The organism is Nesiotobacter zosterae (assembly GCF_033843645.1).
Lineage (GTDB): Bacteria > Pseudomonadota > Alphaproteobacteria > Rhizobiales > Stappiaceae > Pseudovibrio > Pseudovibrio zosterae.
In genome coordinates, this window is sequence record NZ_JAWXVZ010000003.1 from 331,139 (window position 1) to 349,244 (window position 18,106).

General features: G+C 55.6%; 14 protein-coding genes and 1 tRNA gene. 10 read left to right on the forward strand and 5 right to left on the reverse strand.

The window, feature by feature from the left end; translation table 11 throughout:
- Nucleotides 1-12: 12 nt before the first annotated feature.
- From Q3Y58_RS06255 to Q3Y58_RS06275, 5 genes are all read left to right on the forward strand, one after another.
- Nucleotides 13-579: a hypothetical protein gene (locus Q3Y58_RS06255; RefSeq protein ID WP_319621520.1), complete on the forward strand. Its 567-nt coding sequence runs from the start codon at nucleotides 13-15 to the stop codon at nucleotides 577-579.
- A 509-nt stretch (nucleotides 580-1,088) separates the two neighbouring features.
- Nucleotides 1,089-1,991 (forward strand): hypothetical protein, encoded by a 903-nt coding sequence (locus tag Q3Y58_RS06260; RefSeq protein WP_319621521.1) that lies wholly within the window; start codon nucleotides 1,089-1,091, stop codon nucleotides 1,989-1,991.
- A gap of 133 nt (nucleotides 1,992-2,124) precedes the next feature.
- Nucleotides 2,125-4,269, forward strand: a complete 2,145-nt coding sequence (locus tag Q3Y58_RS06265) for a hypothetical protein (protein ID WP_319621522.1) — start codon at nucleotides 2,125-2,127, stop codon at nucleotides 4,267-4,269.
- Nucleotide 4,270: 1 nt separating this feature from the next.
- Nucleotides 4,271-6,472: a type I secretion system permease/ATPase gene (locus Q3Y58_RS06270; RefSeq protein WP_319621523.1), complete on the forward strand. Its 2,202-nt coding sequence runs from the start codon at nucleotides 4,271-4,273 to the stop codon at nucleotides 6,470-6,472.
- A gap of 49 nt (nucleotides 6,473-6,521) precedes the next feature.
- Entirely contained in the window at nucleotides 6,522-7,868 is a 1,347-nt protein-coding gene (locus Q3Y58_RS06275) for an HlyD family type I secretion periplasmic adaptor subunit (protein WP_274219312.1), read from the forward strand.
- Nucleotides 7,869-7,925: 57 nt separating this feature from the next.
- Here the strand turns inward: Q3Y58_RS06275 and Q3Y58_RS06280 are convergent, their stop codons facing one another.
- The 4 genes from Q3Y58_RS06280 to Q3Y58_RS06295 form a co-directional block, all read right to left on the reverse strand.
- Nucleotides 7,926-8,660, reverse strand: a complete 735-nt coding sequence (locus Q3Y58_RS06280; protein ID WP_319621524.1) for a hypothetical protein — start codon at nucleotides 8,658-8,660, stop codon at nucleotides 7,926-7,928.
- A 177-nt stretch (nucleotides 8,661-8,837) separates the two neighbouring features.
- A complete protein-coding gene (locus Q3Y58_RS06285) occupies nucleotides 8,838-9,269 on the reverse strand; it encodes a DUF1810 domain-containing protein (RefSeq protein WP_319621525.1) in 432 nt (143 codons plus the stop codon).
- Complete coding sequence (locus tag Q3Y58_RS06290; protein ID WP_319621527.1) at nucleotides 9,269-12,022, reverse strand: SH3 domain-containing protein; 2,754 nt, start codon at nucleotides 12,020-12,022, stop codon at nucleotides 9,269-9,271. Before Q3Y58_RS06290 ends, Q3Y58_RS06285 begins: the two co-directional genes overlap by 1 nt.
- Nucleotides 12,023-12,116: 94 nt before the next feature.
- Nucleotides 12,117-12,190: transfer RNA gene (locus Q3Y58_RS06295), tRNA-Gly, on the reverse strand.
- 239 nt (nucleotides 12,191-12,429) lie between these two features.
- Here Q3Y58_RS06295 and Q3Y58_RS06300 point away from each other — a divergent pair.
- From Q3Y58_RS06300 to Q3Y58_RS06315, 4 genes are all read left to right on the forward strand, one after another.
- Nucleotides 12,430-13,227, forward strand: coding sequence for an ion transporter (locus Q3Y58_RS06300; RefSeq protein ID WP_274219579.1), 798 nt, complete (start codon nucleotides 12,430-12,432; stop codon nucleotides 13,225-13,227).
- Nucleotides 13,228-13,334: 107 nt separating this feature from the next.
- A complete protein-coding gene (locus tag Q3Y58_RS06305) occupies nucleotides 13,335-13,943 on the forward strand; it encodes a CDP-alcohol phosphatidyltransferase family protein (RefSeq protein ID WP_274219308.1) in 609 nt (202 codons plus the stop codon).
- Nucleotides 13,944-14,206: 263 nt separating this feature from the next.
- Nucleotides 14,207-14,599 carry a Co2+/Mg2+ efflux protein ApaG gene (gene apaG / locus Q3Y58_RS06310; protein WP_274219307.1) on the forward strand — a complete coding sequence of 131 codons (393 nt, stop codon included), beginning with the start codon at nucleotides 14,207-14,209 and terminating at the stop codon, nucleotides 14,597-14,599.
- Between the two features lie 103 nt (nucleotides 14,600-14,702).
- A complete protein-coding gene (locus tag Q3Y58_RS06315) occupies nucleotides 14,703-15,710 on the forward strand; it encodes a phosphotransferase family protein (RefSeq protein ID WP_319621529.1) in 1,008 nt (335 codons plus the stop codon).
- A gap of 60 nt (nucleotides 15,711-15,770) precedes the next feature.
- On the opposite strand, the gene Q3Y58_RS06320 is transcribed toward Q3Y58_RS06315, so the two are convergent.
- On the reverse strand, nucleotides 15,771-16,184 hold the full coding sequence (locus Q3Y58_RS06320) for a tellurite resistance TerB family protein (protein WP_274219305.1): 414 nt from the start codon (nucleotides 16,182-16,184) through the stop codon (nucleotides 15,771-15,773).
- Nucleotides 16,185-16,416: 232 nt separating this feature from the next.
- On the opposite strand from Q3Y58_RS06320, the gene Q3Y58_RS06325 reads away from it, so the two are divergent.
- Nucleotides 16,417-18,075 carry a lysine--tRNA ligase gene (locus tag Q3Y58_RS06325; protein WP_319621530.1) on the forward strand — a complete coding sequence of 553 codons (1,659 nt, stop codon included), beginning with the start codon at nucleotides 16,417-16,419 and terminating at the stop codon, nucleotides 18,073-18,075.
- Nucleotides 18,076-18,106 lie beyond the last annotated feature (31 nt).

Here is an 18,106-nt window from a genome sequence, read left to right on the forward strand (position 1 = left end):
GAGGGGAGAGGGATGGGTGGTGTTCGGTCTTTTCTTCGCAGCCTGTCCAGCAAGCTTCGAATGGGGCAGTCGCTCCATGCCCCCGTCAAGCGGATTGCCAAGAGGCTGCGGCCCTTCATGGCAGAAGCCAGGAACCGGTATGGCTCAAATCCCGCGTTGTTCTATCGCCCTTTTGCCATCGGCTTCCTCGGACATGTCATTGACGGCATGGCCCGGGTCGAAGGACACACCCAGGATGTGGATCTTGTCGGGGTGCTGCAGGTAAAGGTGTGGCAGGAGATTACCGGCATAGATGATCCAGCCATCGGCGATTTGATGAGCCAGGAAAGCGTAAGGCAGTCAGAGGCTTTCTTGAAAGGGTGGGAAATGGGCGCGCGCTTTTGTGAAGTGTTGGCCGACCCAGAAGTGTTTTCGTTGTACTTTGATGTGGAGCAGCCGGAAGTAGAAAACGAAGAAAGCGTGCTGGATTCCTACGAGATATTTGATGTATTTTCGCCGTCAAACGAAGTTGAACTGCTGAATTACGACCCCAGAGTAGTTGCTGCTTGGCGCTTGTCACTTGATCGCGGTCTCTCCTGAGCTTTTTTACTTCGAATTTCATATATCACGCTCTGTCAATGGTCCTGGCGCAGCTGGAGTTCCTGTTAAATCACAAAAATCTCCTAGGAATTGTGAGGGCCTTACGCGATTAAACTCACTAAAATCTTAAGTGTTAACCATGTTTTTATAGTTAAAACTTTGTATTACGCTAACGTAAAAATATAATCGAATTTTACGTTGACTTAACGGAAGGCGGGCGTTTTACTGATCTCGTTACCAACGGACCAACCAGCTTCGGCTGAAAAAAGAAGTCGCGAGGTTAACGAGAGACACAACGAACCGTTAGGCGCGTAAAAGAAGAAAAACATCGCGCTGTCCGACCTTCACAAAATTTCGAAGACGGCTTGGTCATTTCCAAGAACGGGAGAGCTGTGTCTGAGCCGGGGTGAGTACTAAAAAGCCCCACAACATAAGAAGAGTGACGAGAGTAAAGCACACGCGAAGAAGACGGTGCGTTCTTGATCACTCCACAAAAAGTGGAGAAGACCATGGTTTTGGGTCGTAACAACAGCAATACCAATATTTTGTTCGATGACATCAAAGTTGAAGATGCTGATTTCGATGTAGATGTGAAGTTTGACGACGTGGAAATCGATGAAGCTTCGCTCCAGAGCAACCAGAACGATAACGACGTCGACAACAAGGTAGAAAGCGAAAACAAGAACGAACAGGGTCAGGGTCAGGACCAAGGTCAGGGACAAGCTCAGGGCCAAGGACAGGATCAAGGCCAAGGACAGGATCAGGGCCAGGGTCAGGACCAAGGTCAGGCTCAATCCTCTGAATCCGGTGCCCTAGCCGCAAACAAGACTGACGTTGATACCGACGTCAAGACCGACGTTGACAACAAAGTCGAGAACGGTAACGACATCGACATCACCATTCAGGATCTTCTGCCAGAAGACTGGATGCGTCCGGAAGATAATGACTTCATCGACATTGATGATGATGTGAACGCTCCGATCCTCGCAGCCCAGAACAACAGCTCGGTCGATTATAATCCTGGCGATGACGTCAATGTTTACGCCGACGGTGCTGGTAACGACGCTGCCTTCAACATCTCGCAGATCGGCGACTTGGTGGACAACGATCGTCTGTCAAGCCCAACCGTCTCCAATGACGCAAGCTATGATGCTGATGTGACGCAGTCTGGTGGTCGCGCACGGACCGAAGACGGTATCGATGCTGACAACGCAGATGGCGATTGGGGTTCCGGTAACAAAGATGACGGTTCCGTTGCTGGTACTGCTGAAGCGTCCGCTGACAAGTCTGCAGACATGGAAGCATTCAATCAGGACATCGTGATGGGTGCGAACCTGCAGTACAACCTCGTTGATGCAACCGTTGTTGGTGGTAACAACTACGACAACGACACTGGCGAAGATGGCGCCTAAGTTCTAGCTACGCTCACAACCGAGGCGGGTTCTTGCTCCAGAGCGAGGGCCCGCCTCGTCTCCCTTAACTCCGTCTCTCACAACTTGATCAATGCTTGACCAGGTCCAAGAGGTGGGCTGTGGAGGATGCAGCATGTATAGTCCAGGCGTCTCTGAAATTTTGCAAAGGTTTACAGGCGAGTGGAAAATTCCAGAAGACTTTGGCTTTTGGAAAAACTTCTACGAGGATATGGAAGTGGAGCTGGCAGGGCCCGACTTGGGGTGGGCAGCTCGCGAACTATATCTGGGACGAGTGCAAGATGGTGAGTTCGGCATTGATTTGAAAGACATCAAGTTGCCGTCGTCAAACCTGAGCGATCTGGAGCGCCCGGATATCTATCCAAACCGTTTCTTCAGCATCTCTGACCGCGCCCTTCCAGCTCAAGAAGTTGAAGCAACCTCATCAACGGGTGGCTTTGGCGGCTCATTCACTGTGCGCGTTAACGGGGAAGTGTTCACGCCAGCACTCTATACCTATGGCGAAAACGGCGGTGTTGCGGGTGTAATCACGCAACTTCACTACCTCTGGGACGATGACATTCTGCTGAACGGAGAGTTCGACGTTGGCCTTTCCTATTACAACAGCGCATCTGCTGCTTCTGGGCAGTTTGTAGTTGAAGCCTTCTGGAATGTAGCCAGTGTCGGCGATGTTTCGGGCATGGGCCCCAATGACATGGCTGCGCAGCTCGCGACGACCCTGACCACCCAGATCTCGCTTACGGCCGTCGCCTCCTACGGTGTGCTCAGTCAGGAAGAATATGAAGCTCTATTGGAAGAGCGGCGTCTCGAAATGGAAGAGATGCAGGAAGCCATCGAAAATGGCGAAGTGCCAGAAGGCCCACAGCCCGGAGATACGGTGACCGTCTACAGCCACAATGGCGAGGAGGGTGAGGCTTCATTCGAGTTGGACCTATCGTTGTATCTGAGAACCCAGTCGCCGAACCCGATAGACGGCAAGGTCGATCCCGAGGCGGACGTCGGCACGCTTGACGTGGGGGGCAATACGGCAATCAACACCGCCTCTATCGTGGACGGACCGGAGACCTATGGTTCTGCGATGATCCATGGTGACTACTACGACATCAATGTGATTGCCCAGATCAACATCCTGCATGATGGCGATATGGTGCCAGACACGTACTGGAATGTGCAAGACCAGTCATCCGAACAGTTCATCTCCAGTTTAGCGCAACAGCAGACCATCGTTTCATCCATGGTGAGCGCAGGGACCACCAGCAGTGCGTCCAATACAAACACCATGGACAATTTCGCGCGGTTTGACGACGTGGTGGAGGCTCCAGCGCCGACAGAAGCGCCCATTCTTGAAGTTGGAGCAGGGGCATCAAACGCGCTCTGGACCATTGATTACGCGTATGGCGACTACTATGACGCGCTGCGGTTTACTCAAATCAACCACATCGTTGACAACGATGTTGTTGGGCAGATCGAGATCACCGATAAAATGTCGATTGTAGTGGGCAACAACTACGCGCAAAACTCTGCTTCATTTCTGGAACTTTCCACCAACTATGATCTCATTATCGTTGGTGGGGACTATTATGAGACAAGTTACATCTATCAGAAGAACATCATTTACGATGCGGACTACATGCAGGGCATGGGGCAAGCATTTGACGATGATGGTATTTCGTCTTCAACAAGTGGCAATACGCTGATCAACAGCGCCAGCATTGGTGATGCTGGCACACCTATTGCCTTTGATTTCATGACAGAGAACGCAGCTGAGCTGAGCAGTCTGATCCAGGCCGGTGAGACCGAACTGGACCCATTGCTGACCAGCATGTTCGCTGGCAATGGCGGCGGCACATTCAGCGTGCTGTACGTCACCGGAAACTACTATGACACGAAGGCGATCTTTCAGACCAACATCATAGAAGACGCCGACGCCGTGGCAGTGGCCTCGTCTACCTCAGTGGATACCGACGTGACGGTGTCCTTGGGGGGCAACACTACAATCAACACGGCGAGCATCATTGAATATGACAGCGCCTCCGAGCTGAAAATGCTTGAAGGCGACCACTACGAGGAAAGCTTCCTCATGCAGGCCAACCTGCTTCCAGAAGATCTGGAAAACGAAGAAGCGATGGATGCGCTGGCATCTGAAGTGGTCGTGTTTGCTGTCGAAGGATCCAAGGAGGAAACCGTAACGGGTAGTGATGCTGAAATCGTCAAACCAGACGCTTCCAGTGACGACATGCTCGCATCGGTTTTGGCTTAGTATGGTTTCAAAAAACAACAAGAACACAGCGGAGGACTGGCAGGGCCCACCCCAGCCTCCGAGCGACGGAACTGTGAGCGGCAAGCTGGTCTATCTTTGGGACAAGCAGCAGAGCCAAGACGACAAGGCCACGGATCATGACCAGACCGTCGCGTCACCTGATCCCTCCGAGAACAAAGCCGCAGAAGAGCCTGCGGCCGCGGATCCTGCGCAAGCAGGCGAACAACAGCCAGAGACAGGCAAGGCACCGGAAGAGGCCCGTGAGCACGGCAAAAAAGATGGCCAGACCATTGATGGAGCTGTGAACACCAAAACGAATGCCCATGACAAAACCCCGGTCAAGGAACCAAGCACGGGAGGTGGTGGCAAACCGCCGACGGATGGCGGCGGCGGACCAGGTGGCGGCGGTGGCGGCGGCGACAACGGTTCCCCCTTGCAGGTGCGTGGCGGAGCGCCCAATTTCCGCAAGATCATGGCAGACGGGTTGGCCGTGTGCCGCAAGAACCTCATGATCGTCTTTATTTTCTCCTTATTTGTGAACCTGTTGGTTCTGTCCATTCCCATCTATCTGTTCCAGATTTCAGACCGAGTTTTGACCTCGCGCAGCACTGATACCTTGATGATGCTGACGGTGATCGTGATGGGCGCCCTGACTTTCCACGTCATGCTCGACATGATCCGGCGGTTCATCTTGATGCGCACGGCCGTGCATCTGGAAACCCGCCTTGGCGGCCCGGTGATGAATGCGGCGGCCAAAGCATCCATCGATGGGTCCAACCGCGAGTTTCAGGCGCTGGGCGATTTGCAGATGATCCGGAACTTCATTACCGGTTCCACTTTGCTCACGATCTTCGATGTGCCCATCGCCCCGGTTTTCCTGCTGGCCGTCTTCATGATCCACCCCCATCTGGGTATGATCGTCTCCGGCGCTATCGGTCTTCTGTTCATCGTGGCGCTGATCAACCAGCGCTTGACCGTAGTTCCCTTCAGCCGTGCCAACGCCTTTGCTTCCCGCGCAAACCTTCAGGCCGATGCCATGTCCCGCAACTCGCAGGTCATCAATGCCATGGGTATGGTGCCGGAAAGCGTGATGATGTGGGGCAAGGACACCGCTGAATCCCTGAAGGCGCAGGTCAGCGGTCAGGACCGCAACGTGGTGATGTCCGGCATTTCCAAGCTGGTTCGCCTCGCCACACAGGTTGGCATGCTGGGGTGGGGGGCCTTCCTCGCACTGGAAAATGAGGTGACCGGCGGAATGGTGATCGCAGGTTCTATCATCGCCTCCCGTGCGCTGGCACCCATTGAAGGGGCGATCGAAGGCTGGAAGAACATGATCCAGGCGCGCTCGGCCTACTCCCGGATTCGTAACCTCTTGAACAGCTCGCCGCTCAACGTGGACCGACTGCGCTTGCCTGATCCAAAAGGTCGCCTTGATGTGGAGCGCATCCTGTACGTGCCAAAGCCAAGCAAAAAGGTGATTTTGAACGGTATCTCCTTTGCGCTTGATCCGGGCGAGAGCCTTGCAATCATCGGCAACTCCGGAGCTGGTAAATCCACGCTCGCCAAGATGTTGGTGGGGTCCATCACGCCAACGGCGGGCAATATTCGCCTCGACCGCATGGACCTTCGCAACTGGGACCCACGCCAGCTCGGCGAAAGCATTGGCTATCTGCCGCAGGACGTGCAGCTGTTTCCGTCCACCATCAAGGCAAACATCGCCCGAATGCGTGACGATGCGACCGATGCGCAGATCTTCCGGGCGGCGGAACTCGCTGACGTGCACGACATGATCTCAGGCTTTCATCAGGGCTATGAGACGATGATATCCATGGATGGCGCTCCCCTCTCGGGCGGGCAAAAGCAGCGGATTGGTCTGGCGCGTGCCTTCTATGGCAGCCCAAGACTGGTGGTGCTGGATGAGCCCAACTCCAACCTTGATCCCATCGGCGAACAGGCTCTGGCCCGTGCCATGGGGCGGGCCAAACAAGAAGGCATCTCCATCGTCGTGATTACCCAGCGTCCGTCGCTTTTGCGCAGCGTGGATCGCATCATGGTGCTGAAGAACGGCAGCGTTCAGCTGCAAGGCCCACGTGATGAAGTGAGCGAGCAGCTTTCCGCCGCAAAGCAGCGTGCGCGCAGACTGCCGGACCAGAAGGGTCCGCAAAATGGTCCAGAAGGGTCCATCGAGCCGCCATCCGAGTGATGGCACAAGACTGAAACCACTCAAAAAGAAACGATAACAGGAAACAGTCATGACGCTCGTCCCTACCGATCTTCAACAGTGGCACCACGATGTGCCCCACAAAATCGGGGTCCCGGCCTTCATCGGCTTTGCGCTCCTCATCTTGCTGGTGGCTGGCTTTGGTGTGTGGGGCAGCATGGCTCCGATAGCGGGTGCAACCATCTCCAAAGGCAGCTTTGTGGTGACCGGCCAGAACAAGATGGTGCAGCATCTGGAAGGCGGCATCATTCAAGACATTTTGGTTCAAGAAGGCGATGTGGTTGAGAAGGGGCAGACGCTGGTGCGCCTCGACAAGACTGCGCCCCTTGCCAACCTGCGCCGTCTGGAACTGCGGCTCAGCCGCTTTCAGGCCATTGAAGCCCGGCTCAACGCGTTGATCTCGGGCAAAGAGGCAATTGTCTTTCCTCAGGAGCTTTTGAACCGCCGTCAGGATCCGGATGTGGTGGAAATCATCAACAGCCAGAAGGCGGCCTTTGCAGTGGACATGGGACAATTGCAGAGCGAGACGGCCATTCTGGAGCACAGCATCGACAGTTTGCATCAGCGCATCAGAGGCAACGAGGCACAGCAGGAATCTGCCCGGCTTCAGCTTGAGTACCTTGAGGCGGAGCTGGCAGACAAGCGTGAACTCATGAAGAAAAACCTGATCCGCAAGCCGGAAATCCTCGCAATTCAGCGGGCGCAGGCCAACCTGAAGGGCGATATCGGCCGCCTGCTGGGGGAGATCGGGGACATTAACGAGCGCATCGCCCGCACGCAGGAAGAGATCTTGCGGGTAAAGTCCATCACCCGCCAAAAGGCGACCGTCCAGTTGCAAGACATTGAAGCGCAGATTGATGATGTGCAGGAGCAAATCCGGGCCGCAAAGGACGTGCTCAACCGCGTCAACATTTTGGCCCCCAATGCTGGGGTGATCGGCAATCTTTACTACCACACCTCCGGCGGGGTGATTGAGAGCGGCAAGAACATCCTTGAAATTGTGCCGCTGGACAGCGAGATGCTGTTGGAAGTTCGCATCCGCCCGCAGGACATCGATACGGTGCATGTGGGCCAGCAAGCGACAATACGGTTGACGGCCCTGAACCAGCGCACGACGCCCACCATGTACGGCGAAGTGATCTACGTTTCGCCGGATTCCAAGCCAACGGACGAAATCGGTCAGGTGGGTGACATCTATCTGGCGCGTGTGAAGCTCGACAAATCCCATATGGAGGGTATGCGGGCCGAAATGGCAGACTTCACGCCGTTACCCGGCATGCCTGCCGAGGTCCACATTACGACGAAAGAGCGTACCTTCTTCGATTACCTCACCCGTCCGCTTCGTGACAGCATGTCAAGAGCGTTCAAGGAGAACTAAGAGACGGCAGAGGAGGCAGAAAGGCGCGTCCGCTGGGCGCGCCTTTTTCATTTTGCTTCAAAGTGTTGCGCTGACGGCGGCCTTGAGCGCAGGGTACTTTGCAGTGACCTTGGATCCTGCAGGATAAAAGACGCAGACCGACAGAGAGCCTGTCGTGACATACTGACCCGCCTTGAAACCACCGCAGTGATCGCCCGCCGCTTTCACCGCGCCCTTCAGCAAGTCGAGTGGTGCGCCAAGTACATTGGTAACGCTGCCATCGATGACGGTTTCATCGTTGACGACAAGCTTGAGATCGACAGTGGTCAGCGCGTATGGATCCCATGTTTCGATCTTTTCGCCGACAATGAAGCCCGCGTTGGAAAGGTAGTCCGCCAGTTTCAAATCCAGTGAAGCCTGGTTCATGTCTTCAAGACGGCTATCGATCAGCTCAATCACCGCGTAAAGGCCATCAATGGCGGCGATGAGGTCCTCGTCCTTTTCCGGAAGCACAGGCAGATCCTTGCAAAGACGGAACGCCAGTTCAATCTCAACGCCAATCGGCTTCTCGCTGCCTTCAGAAAACACCGCGCCGTCTTCCTTGATGGTCGGCGTGAAGATGGGGGCAAACAGCGCTTCCCCGTCCGGCGTGACCGCAACCTTCCATGCGCCAACTTCGCCAAGGTCAGCGGCGACCTCGCGTTGAACAGCAAGCGCGCCGTCCCGCGATGGCGTCAACTCTGCAAACTTTGATAGGGGAACTGGGGTTTTGTGCGCCCGTGCGTCAAGCAGCGCCTTGGTGGTTGCGTGCATGATTATCTCCAAAATGGGTCGATGGGTCAGTTAGGTTTATCGTTTCACCTACTGCGCAGGGATCATTGGGGTCAAGCTTGGCGTGTGCAAGTCTGCCATTTGCAACCAAATTTACGGGTTTCCCCTCGTGCTGCTGGGTGACGAGAGGCCGCTTTGTAAAAGTGTAGCGCTGGGCGACTACGCTTCAGAAAGGAAGGATGTTGTCAGATCGCAGCGCACGCCGTCATAAAACACGTCCAGCACTTGAGTGAAGGGAGCGGCATTCTGGCTCGCCAAAGCAAACAGCGTGGCGCTGGATCTCAGCTTCTTGGCGTCAATGGGGCCAAGCACCGCCTCCGCGCTTACATCCGGATGGCTCAACATCAACGCCATAGCCTCGGTCAAGCGCGGACCAAGCACTGGGTGAGCCAGATAAGCCTTGGCTTCCACAAGGTCTTCAATCCCATAGAAGTGAGCAGTGCCTGAACGCCCCAGTTCCCTTAGCTGGGGGAAGATGAACCACATCCAGTGACTTGCTTTTTTGCCCAGGGTCAGTTCGCTGACGACCGTGGGCCATACTTTCTCTTGAGCTTCGACAAATCGCAAAAGATCGGTCTTGCCTGCACTCATTATCTCCGCCTTTTCCCGCCACCTCCTCTTGAACGGTGGCTTGCCTTGCGCGCTTGTGGTCTGGCCTGCCGTGTAGCCGGCTTGCGAGCCTCGCGGCTTTTATGAACCCGTTTGTTCCCAACTTGCCGTGCTCTTTGGTCCTTGCGCAAGTGGGTAGGGGCTTTTCGTGCTGCGGGGCGCTGAACGGCAGCGGGCTTCCTCTGTTTTACCGCCTCCCGTGTTTGGGGTCTGGCAGCGGGACGTTCAGCGCGTGGTTGGTCCGGCCGTGCTGCCGGGCGTTGAACGCCGTCAGGGCGTTGCTGGGCACGGTCCTTGATGGTCTGTCCAGCGCCAGAGCCTGCGGCGCGATCCCGGACTGTTTGCCCAGCGCCGGAGGCTGCGGCGCGATCCCGAACCGTTTGCCCCGCGCCGGAGGCTGCGGCGCGATCCCGAACCGTTTGCCCAGCGCCTGTTCCTTTAAGGCCTTGAACAGCTCCGGCTCCAATTGCAGCGCCTGCTGCGCCTGCGGCCACGGTTTCCAGGCGATCCCTGTCAAGCCGTTCTGCTGCTGGGCCGTCTATACCTTCCCAGTTGCCGCGGTCAAACTGCTGCCATTTGCCCTCCATGTTGCGATAGACCTTGCCATCCTGTCCGGCAAAGATCTCTCCACGGCGACCGCGTTCAACAAGACCTTCCTTCGACGCACGGTTCCAGCGCCCCGGTCCGGCCCCGTCCCGCAAGCGGTCTGCCGGATTGGCCCGCGCCCACTCACTGCCAAGCTTCACACCGCCGGTGTTCCAACTGCCGTAGATGTTTCTGCCTCCGCCCACGAAGGCCTTGTTGCCGGTGATGGGGTTGGTAACGGAGATGAAGCCCGCAGCGCCACGCGGGCCTGAGGCATAGCCGCCGCGAATGTAACGGCCCGTAGAAGGGTTATACACCCGGCCCACCGCGATGCCCCGGTTGGGGCCATAGGCATAGCCATATCGGCCAAAAACACCGCGCGCCGGGTTGTAGTAGATCCCGGAGCCGAAAGTGACAGGGCGAGGGAAGTAGGGCGGATAGTACCCTGGTCGCCATGGCCGGTAGTAGGGCGGATACCAATACCCATTGCCATAGACGTAGGTGTCCCATGCCAGATAGCTCCAAAGATAACCCATGGTGAAGCCAAACCACACGGCACCAGCTGAGGTGTCGCTGGCCGGTTCGCTCTCGTAGACCCGCACGTAGGTAGTGTTGTAAACCGGGGAGCTGGGCGGGATCTCGTAGATCTCATCGGGCACGGAAGTCGCCACTTCCCACGGTCCGTTGGCACTGGGGCCAGTAAACCACACGCCGTCTTGCACCACATAATAGGCGGTGCCCACTTGAAGCACCTGACTGCTCGTATTCACAGCATAGGACAGGGAGGTGCCGTCTATGGGCTGGAAATCAGGGTTTCCCGCGTAGCTGACCTCTGGCTGAATGGACCCCACTTCCACACGGGCGGTGGTTGGAATGCTGGCAAGCAGCCTTGCCTCCGCACTTTCCGAAGTACCCGGAATGGACGCACGCACAGAGTAGTAAGGGGCATCCTCAGGGATGAACTGAAAGTCCTGTGGCAAGTCCGGTGTGGCAAATGTCCAAGGCCCATCAAGGCTTTGGGCGCGGAACCAGCGACCTGAAAGCAAGGTGTACCAGTTCTTCTCCGTTTTGTGGAAGAACACGTCACTGGTTGAGTTGGAAGCCCATTGCAGTTCCGTCGTGCCGACATCCTCCAAGGTTGGTTCACCTTCGAAGAGCAACAGTTCTGCTGGTCGGTCGCTGTAGAACACAACGGGCACTGCAGCGCCCTCCAATCCCTTGTTGGGAAAAGCAGCCTTCGCGTTCTGCCAGCTCTCGTCATCCGGCAGCTTGGAAAAAACCTCGGGCAGCTGCCCCGCGTCTATCCAGGTGCCATCCAGCTTGTCCGAAGAAAGCCAAGCCTCCTCATCTCGCAGGTAGTAGGTGCCGGTTTCATTCAGCTTGAACAGGTCCCAGTTGGTATTCACGATGAAAAGAAGCTCATCCACCCCTTGAACAGGCGCTTCAATGGGTTCGCCATCGGTTTGAAGCAGAACGGCATCCTGTGTGCTGTGAAAGATGGGCGGCGCTTCGGCCTGCAACCCTTCCACGTTCTGCATCTGCTGGGAATTGGCAAGCGAGGCGGCGATGCGCTGCTTGGACAAGGTGATGGTATCGACCGGGATCAGCTTGCCGACCTCAAGATTGAGTTTGCTCAGCTGATCCTTGGAGAGGACGGAAAAAACAAGGCCGGTTACCTTGATGCCTTGAAGGAACACCTCGTCGCTGTCCTCATTGGCAAAGGTCTTGCCCTCCAGATTTATGACGCCAAAAACCGGAGCTTCATTGGCGGCTGGGCGATATTCGGTAGCCACCATCGCTTTCAGGGTGGTGAAGTTGGCCCACTCCGTGATTTGAGGCTGGTACAGCACGATGACCGCACCGTCCTCGGCCTGAAAGGTGCGTGGCCAGCCGCCTTCTTCTTCCGAGACACTGATGTACTCGCCACTTACAAATCCGGACTGACCAGATATGGAAACGGCGCACCATGAGCCACTCTCATCACATTCGGTGATCTCGACACTTGTGCCGGCATCAAGTGTGCCCATGGATTGGAAGTTCGTTCCCGGCCCCTCTCGAAAATTCACCTTGGTGGTGATGGTGCCGGTGTAAGCTTGGGCCTGTGCCATTTCCAGGCTGAAGGCAAGGAGTGCGACGACAAGAAGTCTCATGAGGTAGCCTCATTCCGTTGCGGAAGGTGGGGCAGCCTACCAGAAATCTCGAAGAGCGGTGTGGGAAAGTTTACTAGTGTTAATCTAGCGGAAATGGAGCGGGTGAAGGGAATCGAACCCTCGTCGTTAGCTTGGGAAGCTACTGCTCTACCATTGAGCTACACCCGCGCGCTTGTTGCTCTTATCAGCAAGGAACCTGCAGGTGTCAAGGCGCTTGAAATAGGGAGAGGTTGATAACCAGTTGTCCTTGGCGCAGCTGGCAAGGCTTTTCGGCCCGTTTGCACGCGCTGATGGCAAGATGCACAAAATTACTCAGGGATTGCGAACAAACCGGTCGAAACAGGCCTTGATCTACTCGTAGTAATTCATAGGTTACCCTCAGTTTGAATCAAATCAGGTTGAACATGATGCGGGCGAGGCTTCGTGCTCTCATTGAGGGCAAACGCTGGGAATACACCATTGTCACGCTTATTCTGATCAATGCAGTCACATTGGGTCTGGAAACCAGTCAGACAGCGATGGACGCGTTTGGTCCCGTGCTGATCGCCATGGACAGGACCATCCTTGCCATTTTCGTGGTGGAACTGACCCTGCGCATATTCGCCTATGGGCCACGTTTCTTCACCGGCGCGTGGAACCTGTTTGATACCTTCATCATCGGCATTGCCTTGGTGCCAGCAACGGGTCCTGCAAGTGTGCTGCGTGCTCTGCGTATTTTGCGTGTGCTCCGCCTCATTTCGGTGGTGCCTTCGCTGCGCAAGGTAATTGGCGGCCTGATGGCCGCGCTTCCGGGCATGGGCTCTGTGGTCCTCCTGATGACGCTGGTGTTCTATGTGTTCTCAGTGATGGCCACCAAGCTTTACGGTGCCTCATTCCCGGACTGGTTTGGCTCGATCGCCGCCTCCGCCTATACGCTGTTTCAGGTGATGACGCTGGAAAGCTGGAGCATGGGCATTGTCCGTCCGGTTATGGAGGTTTACCCAAGCGCATGGCTCTTCTTCCTGCCGTTCATCCTGTGTACTGCGTTTACGGTGCTTAACCTGTTCATTGGTATCATGGTTTCGGCCATGCAGCAGGAGCACGACGCAAGCGCTGAAAAGGATCGTCAGCTGATCCATTCGGAAACAGAGCTGGTGCTTCAGGAAGTGCGGGCCTTGCGGCGCGAAGTGGCAGAGCTGAGAAACCAAAGCTCGGAAAAGACCTGAGCGGACGTCCTCAATCAGACTTGACTGGATAATGTGTCGGAGTGCTCTAGCCATTTGGCTTAAGGCCTACTATTCCCTGTAGTATATAAATACTCAGGGAGAGCCTGATGCTTGATGCCACTGCGCGCCGATACATTGACCCACCACTGAACCGCCTTGGCAAGATGATTGCCAATGCGGGCTTGAGTGCCAACACCGTTTCGGTCATCGGCCTGTTGTTCGCTGGCGTAGCGGCGCTCTGTATTGCTCTTGGACAGTTCGAGGCGGCGCTGGTTGCGATCATCATCAACCGATTGGCCGATGGCCTTGACGGAGCGGTGGCGCGCGCGACCGAAAAAACCGATCTTGGCGGCTTCCTCGATATCGTGTTCGACTTCATTTTCTATGGTGCCATTCCGTTTGCCTTCGTGGTTTATGATCCGGTGGGCAATGCTGTGGCCGGTGCCGTTCTGCTGCTGAGTTTCTATCTGAACGGCGCCACGTTCCTTGCCTTCGCGACACTGGCGGCAAAGCGCGGCATGAACACGCGGGCGCAAGGCATCAAGTCATTCTACTATCTGGGTGGCTTGGCCGAAGGGCTCGAAACCATTGCGGTCTTTATCGCATTTTGCCTTTTCCCGTCGTTGTTTGTTTACATCGCCTGGGGCTTTGCCTGCGTGTGCTTTATCTCAGCCATCGCACGCATTTTCCTGGTGAAGGCGCTGTTGGAGGGGTAGGGCACGGCACGGTGTCGTCGATCGCCGGACAAGGGCCGCTGCACGGCCAAATCCCAGAACTTTTAGGGGAGCTCTGGGTATTGTGTTGTGGCGAGAGGCTTTGAACGCCGAGGGCTTTGACCCATCTATGGAAACGAGGTGTCCACCATAGTTCAGTGAACATTTTCACTAGGCTAGCTTGGGCTTGTCCGCCACGCCGGTGCTGCATTAAAATGGAACAATAAAAGGCTACCTCTAGGCCGTATAACTAAAGGAAACTTGTGATGTATCGCTCCATCACCCGAGACATACAGGTTACTGTCGAGCCCTACTATCTTTCAGAGGAATCTCGACCGGAAGAAGATCAATATTTTTGGGCCTATAAGGTCGCAATAGAGAATTTCAGCGATCGCACCGTTTGCCTGCGTGCGCGCCATTGGAAAATCATCGACGAGACCGGCCACCTGCAAGAGGTGCGCGGCGCTGGTGTCGTTGGGGAAGAACCCGTTATAGAACCGGGTGGTAGCTTCCAGTACACCTCTGGTTGTCCGCTTGGGACACCCTCGGGCATCATGTCTGGGGATTACCAGATGGAAACGCTATCAGGTGAGCGGTTTGATGTTGAGATCCCCGCTTTCTCCTTGGATCTGCCTGATCAAGTGCGTACCCTGAATTAAGGGAGATGCTTGGCCTGCGGGTGGGTGCAGCGCCAGGTTCCACCAACAACAATTTAGCGTGCTGTGACTCGCCTCAAGGCGGGTCCCAAACGCCGGGGCATTCATGCGGGCAAGCAAAGCGGTTTACAACGCCGCCTACGAGCTGTTGCGGGACAAAACGTCCGTTCCAAGCTTCAAAGGGGCGATCAATCACATTTACAGGCTCGATCACTATGCGCGCAGCTACTGCATTCGCGTGCGTGCCAATGAGCAGCTGTTTGGTTACGAGACCGGGTTTCCAAAAGATCTACTGGTTGCAGCGCTCCTGACCTTGAGTGAAGAGCCAGAACATAACCTCGAAGAAGAGCTGGATCGGCATGTGGCACGGCTTTCTTCAATGCCCATCGGCATGGGGGAACGTCACCCCATCATGCCGGAGACCGTATTCTTCGACTTCGCCCGAACCATGGTACCGCATGCATTTGTTTTGCATGAATGGCTGAATGATCGGCGGGAGAGGGCTGACGACATTTACACCCGCGCGGGCAAGACGCTCGCCAGTATTCACCGGGTTGAGTTTTCCCGCTTCAAGCGGCGCTTGGACGAAGAATGGCGTGCCCCGGAAGACTGGGTGGGCGTGCAACTGGAGCAGCTGGAAAAGCTCACCGGTGTTGATCTGGAGGCCGCCCGAGTAAAGGATGCTGTTCTCCCGCTTCTCAAAACGCCTGAACGCTTTGTGCTCGCCCACAACGATTACCATCCCCTTAACTGGCTGGATACCGAAGAGGGCCTCAAGGTGATCGACTGGGACAATGCGATGATTGCCCCTCCCGAATTGGATCTGGTCAAGATGCGCCATTGGACCCGATTGAACGCGGAGGGCCATCTGGTGGCTGATACGAACGCCTACAATCAGTTCCTTGAAGGCTACAGTTCATCTGGTGGCCGGGTAAACGACGACATGCTGCATGTATGTGAGCTGTTGTGGCTGCCCAAGGTGCTCGCGTTTGAGCGCATGCGCGAACAGCAAGGCTTTGAAACCAAGCCTTTCCCAAGTTCAAACGCCGTCAGGAAAGCACTCATGCATTGCCTTGAGGTTCGGGAACCTGTGCCTTTTGATTCTATTGCCTGAGAAACAAACAAAAAAGGCGGCCCAAAGAGCCGCCTTACCATTCCAATAGCCCTATGAAACTTACTCGGTGCGGTAGCGCGCCTGTGCGCCGCGCTCGATGGCCGCAACCGTGAGCTTGTCCAGATTGAAGCGGTCACGGAACAGCTGCAGCATGCGTAGCTCTTCCTGCTGAAGGCGCAGGTCCGCTGCGGCAACTTCTACAGCAACCGCGTAGCCTGTGTCATAGAGCTTTGAGGGCAGGGACTGTGCGATCAGGTCCAGCGTGTCGCCCAGACCGTTTTCAGCGCTCATGCGCTCGCCACATTCACCACTGATGCGCACCAGCTCCGTCTCGTCGAACCCTCTGAAAACAGGCATGAATTGGACCACTTCACCAATCGTCCGCAGCTCGGAATCTGTCATGCTGCTATCAGCGGCGGCGGTCATGACCATAATATGGACCAGTGCTTCTTGAACACTCAGTAGCTTATTCATGTTTCTCTCGTCTCTAGAAAGGGTCGATGCTTAAACCCTAAGCATCATGCTCACTCATTCTGCAGGATTAGGGGTAAAACCACATAGATGCAAGGGAGCACTGCTATTGTCACCGAACGGTCATTGACGGAGCCCCTTGTTTTACTTAAGTTCCGGCAGCCTGTCGCAGTTAGTACTCGCGGACAGGCTTAGTTTTTTCCACTCAAGTATGAAAGTTAGATGGTTTAAAGCCATGACCAATCAACGTTTGCCGCAGCTCGACCTCAGTCCTGAATTTATCGAGGCCGCCAAGGTATCTAAAGCCTGGCCTTTCGAAGAAGCGCGCAAACTGGTCAAACGTCTCGAAAAAGAGGGCAAACCGAGGCCCGTCTTGTTTGAGACGGGCTATGGTCCTTCCGGTCTGCCGCACATGGGCACCTTCGGCGAAGTGGCGCGTACCTCCATGGTGCGTACCGCGTTCCGTTTGCTCACTGAAGACAAGATCGAGACCAAGCTCATCTGCTTCTCCGACGATATGGACGGTTTCCGCAAGGTGCCGACCAACGTTCCAAATCAGGAGCTGCTTGCCGAAAGCCTTGGCAAGCCGTTGACGCGGGTGCCAGATCCGTTTGGCGAGTATGAGGGCTTTGCCCAGTCCAACAACGCCAAACTGATGGCTTTCCTCGACTGTTTCGGCTTTGACTACGAGTTTGCCTCATCTACCGACTACTACACCTCGGGCAAGCTGGATGCGGCGCTGCTGCGCATGCTCGAAGTCTATGACGACGTGATGGCGATCATTCTGCCGACACTTGGTGAGGAGCGTCAGGCCACCTATTCTCCGTTCCTGCCGATTTGCCCGCGCACTGGTATTGTGCTGCAGGTGCCAATGGTCGACCGCAACGTGGAAAAGGGCACTGTTACCTACATTGACCCGGAGACCAGCGAACGCATTGAGGTGCCAGTCACAGGTGGTCACGTAAAGTGCCAGTGGAAGGCCGACTGGGCGCTGCGTTGGTACGCTCTCGGCGTGGACTACGAAATGGCAGGCAAGGACTTGATCGACAGTGTGAACTTGTCCTCCAAGATTTGTCGTGCGCTGGGCAAGCCCGCGCCGGAGGGCTTTAACTACGAGCTGTTCCTCGACGAAAAAGGCCAGAAGATCTCCAAGTCCAAGGGTAACGGCCTGACCATGGAAGAATGGCTGACATATGCGTCAAACGAGAGCCTGTCGCTGTTCAACTATCAAAAGCCAAAGACTGCCAAGAAGCTCTACTTCGACGTGATCCCAAAGGCGGTCGACGAGTACTGCACGTTCTTGAACAAATACCCCACCATGAAGCCTGAGCAAAAGCTCATGAACCCGGTCTGGTATGTTCACAACGGTCAGCCGCCACAAGAGGAAGTGCCGATTTCCTTCGCCATGCTGCTGAACTTGGTCTCAGCATCAAACGCGGAAAACTCGGATGTGTTGTGGGCGTTCATTTCTCGCTACGCACCGGGCACCAGTGCTGAAACCCACCCGATCCTCAATCAGCTGGTGGGTTATGCGATCCGCTACTACGACGACTTTGTAAAGCCGAACAAACAATTTAAGCCGGCTGATGAAGTTGAAACGGAAATGCTCCAGCAGCTGGACGCGGTTTTGGCCGGTCTGGACAAGGACACGGACGGCGCCGATATTCAGAATGCAATTTACGACATTGGTCGCAATATCGAGCGTTACCAGAACGTCGAAAAGCCAGGTCCAGATGGTCGCCCAGGGGTTGCACAGAACTTCTTTTCTGCGATTTATCAAGTACTTCTGGGGCAGGAGAAGGGGCCGCGTTTTGGGTCTTTTGTGGCCCTCTACGGCATTGATGAGACACGAGCTCTGATTGCAAAAGCACTTGCAGGAGAGCTCGGAGCGTGATGAATTGCCCCCTCTGACCAAGAGGGGGCTT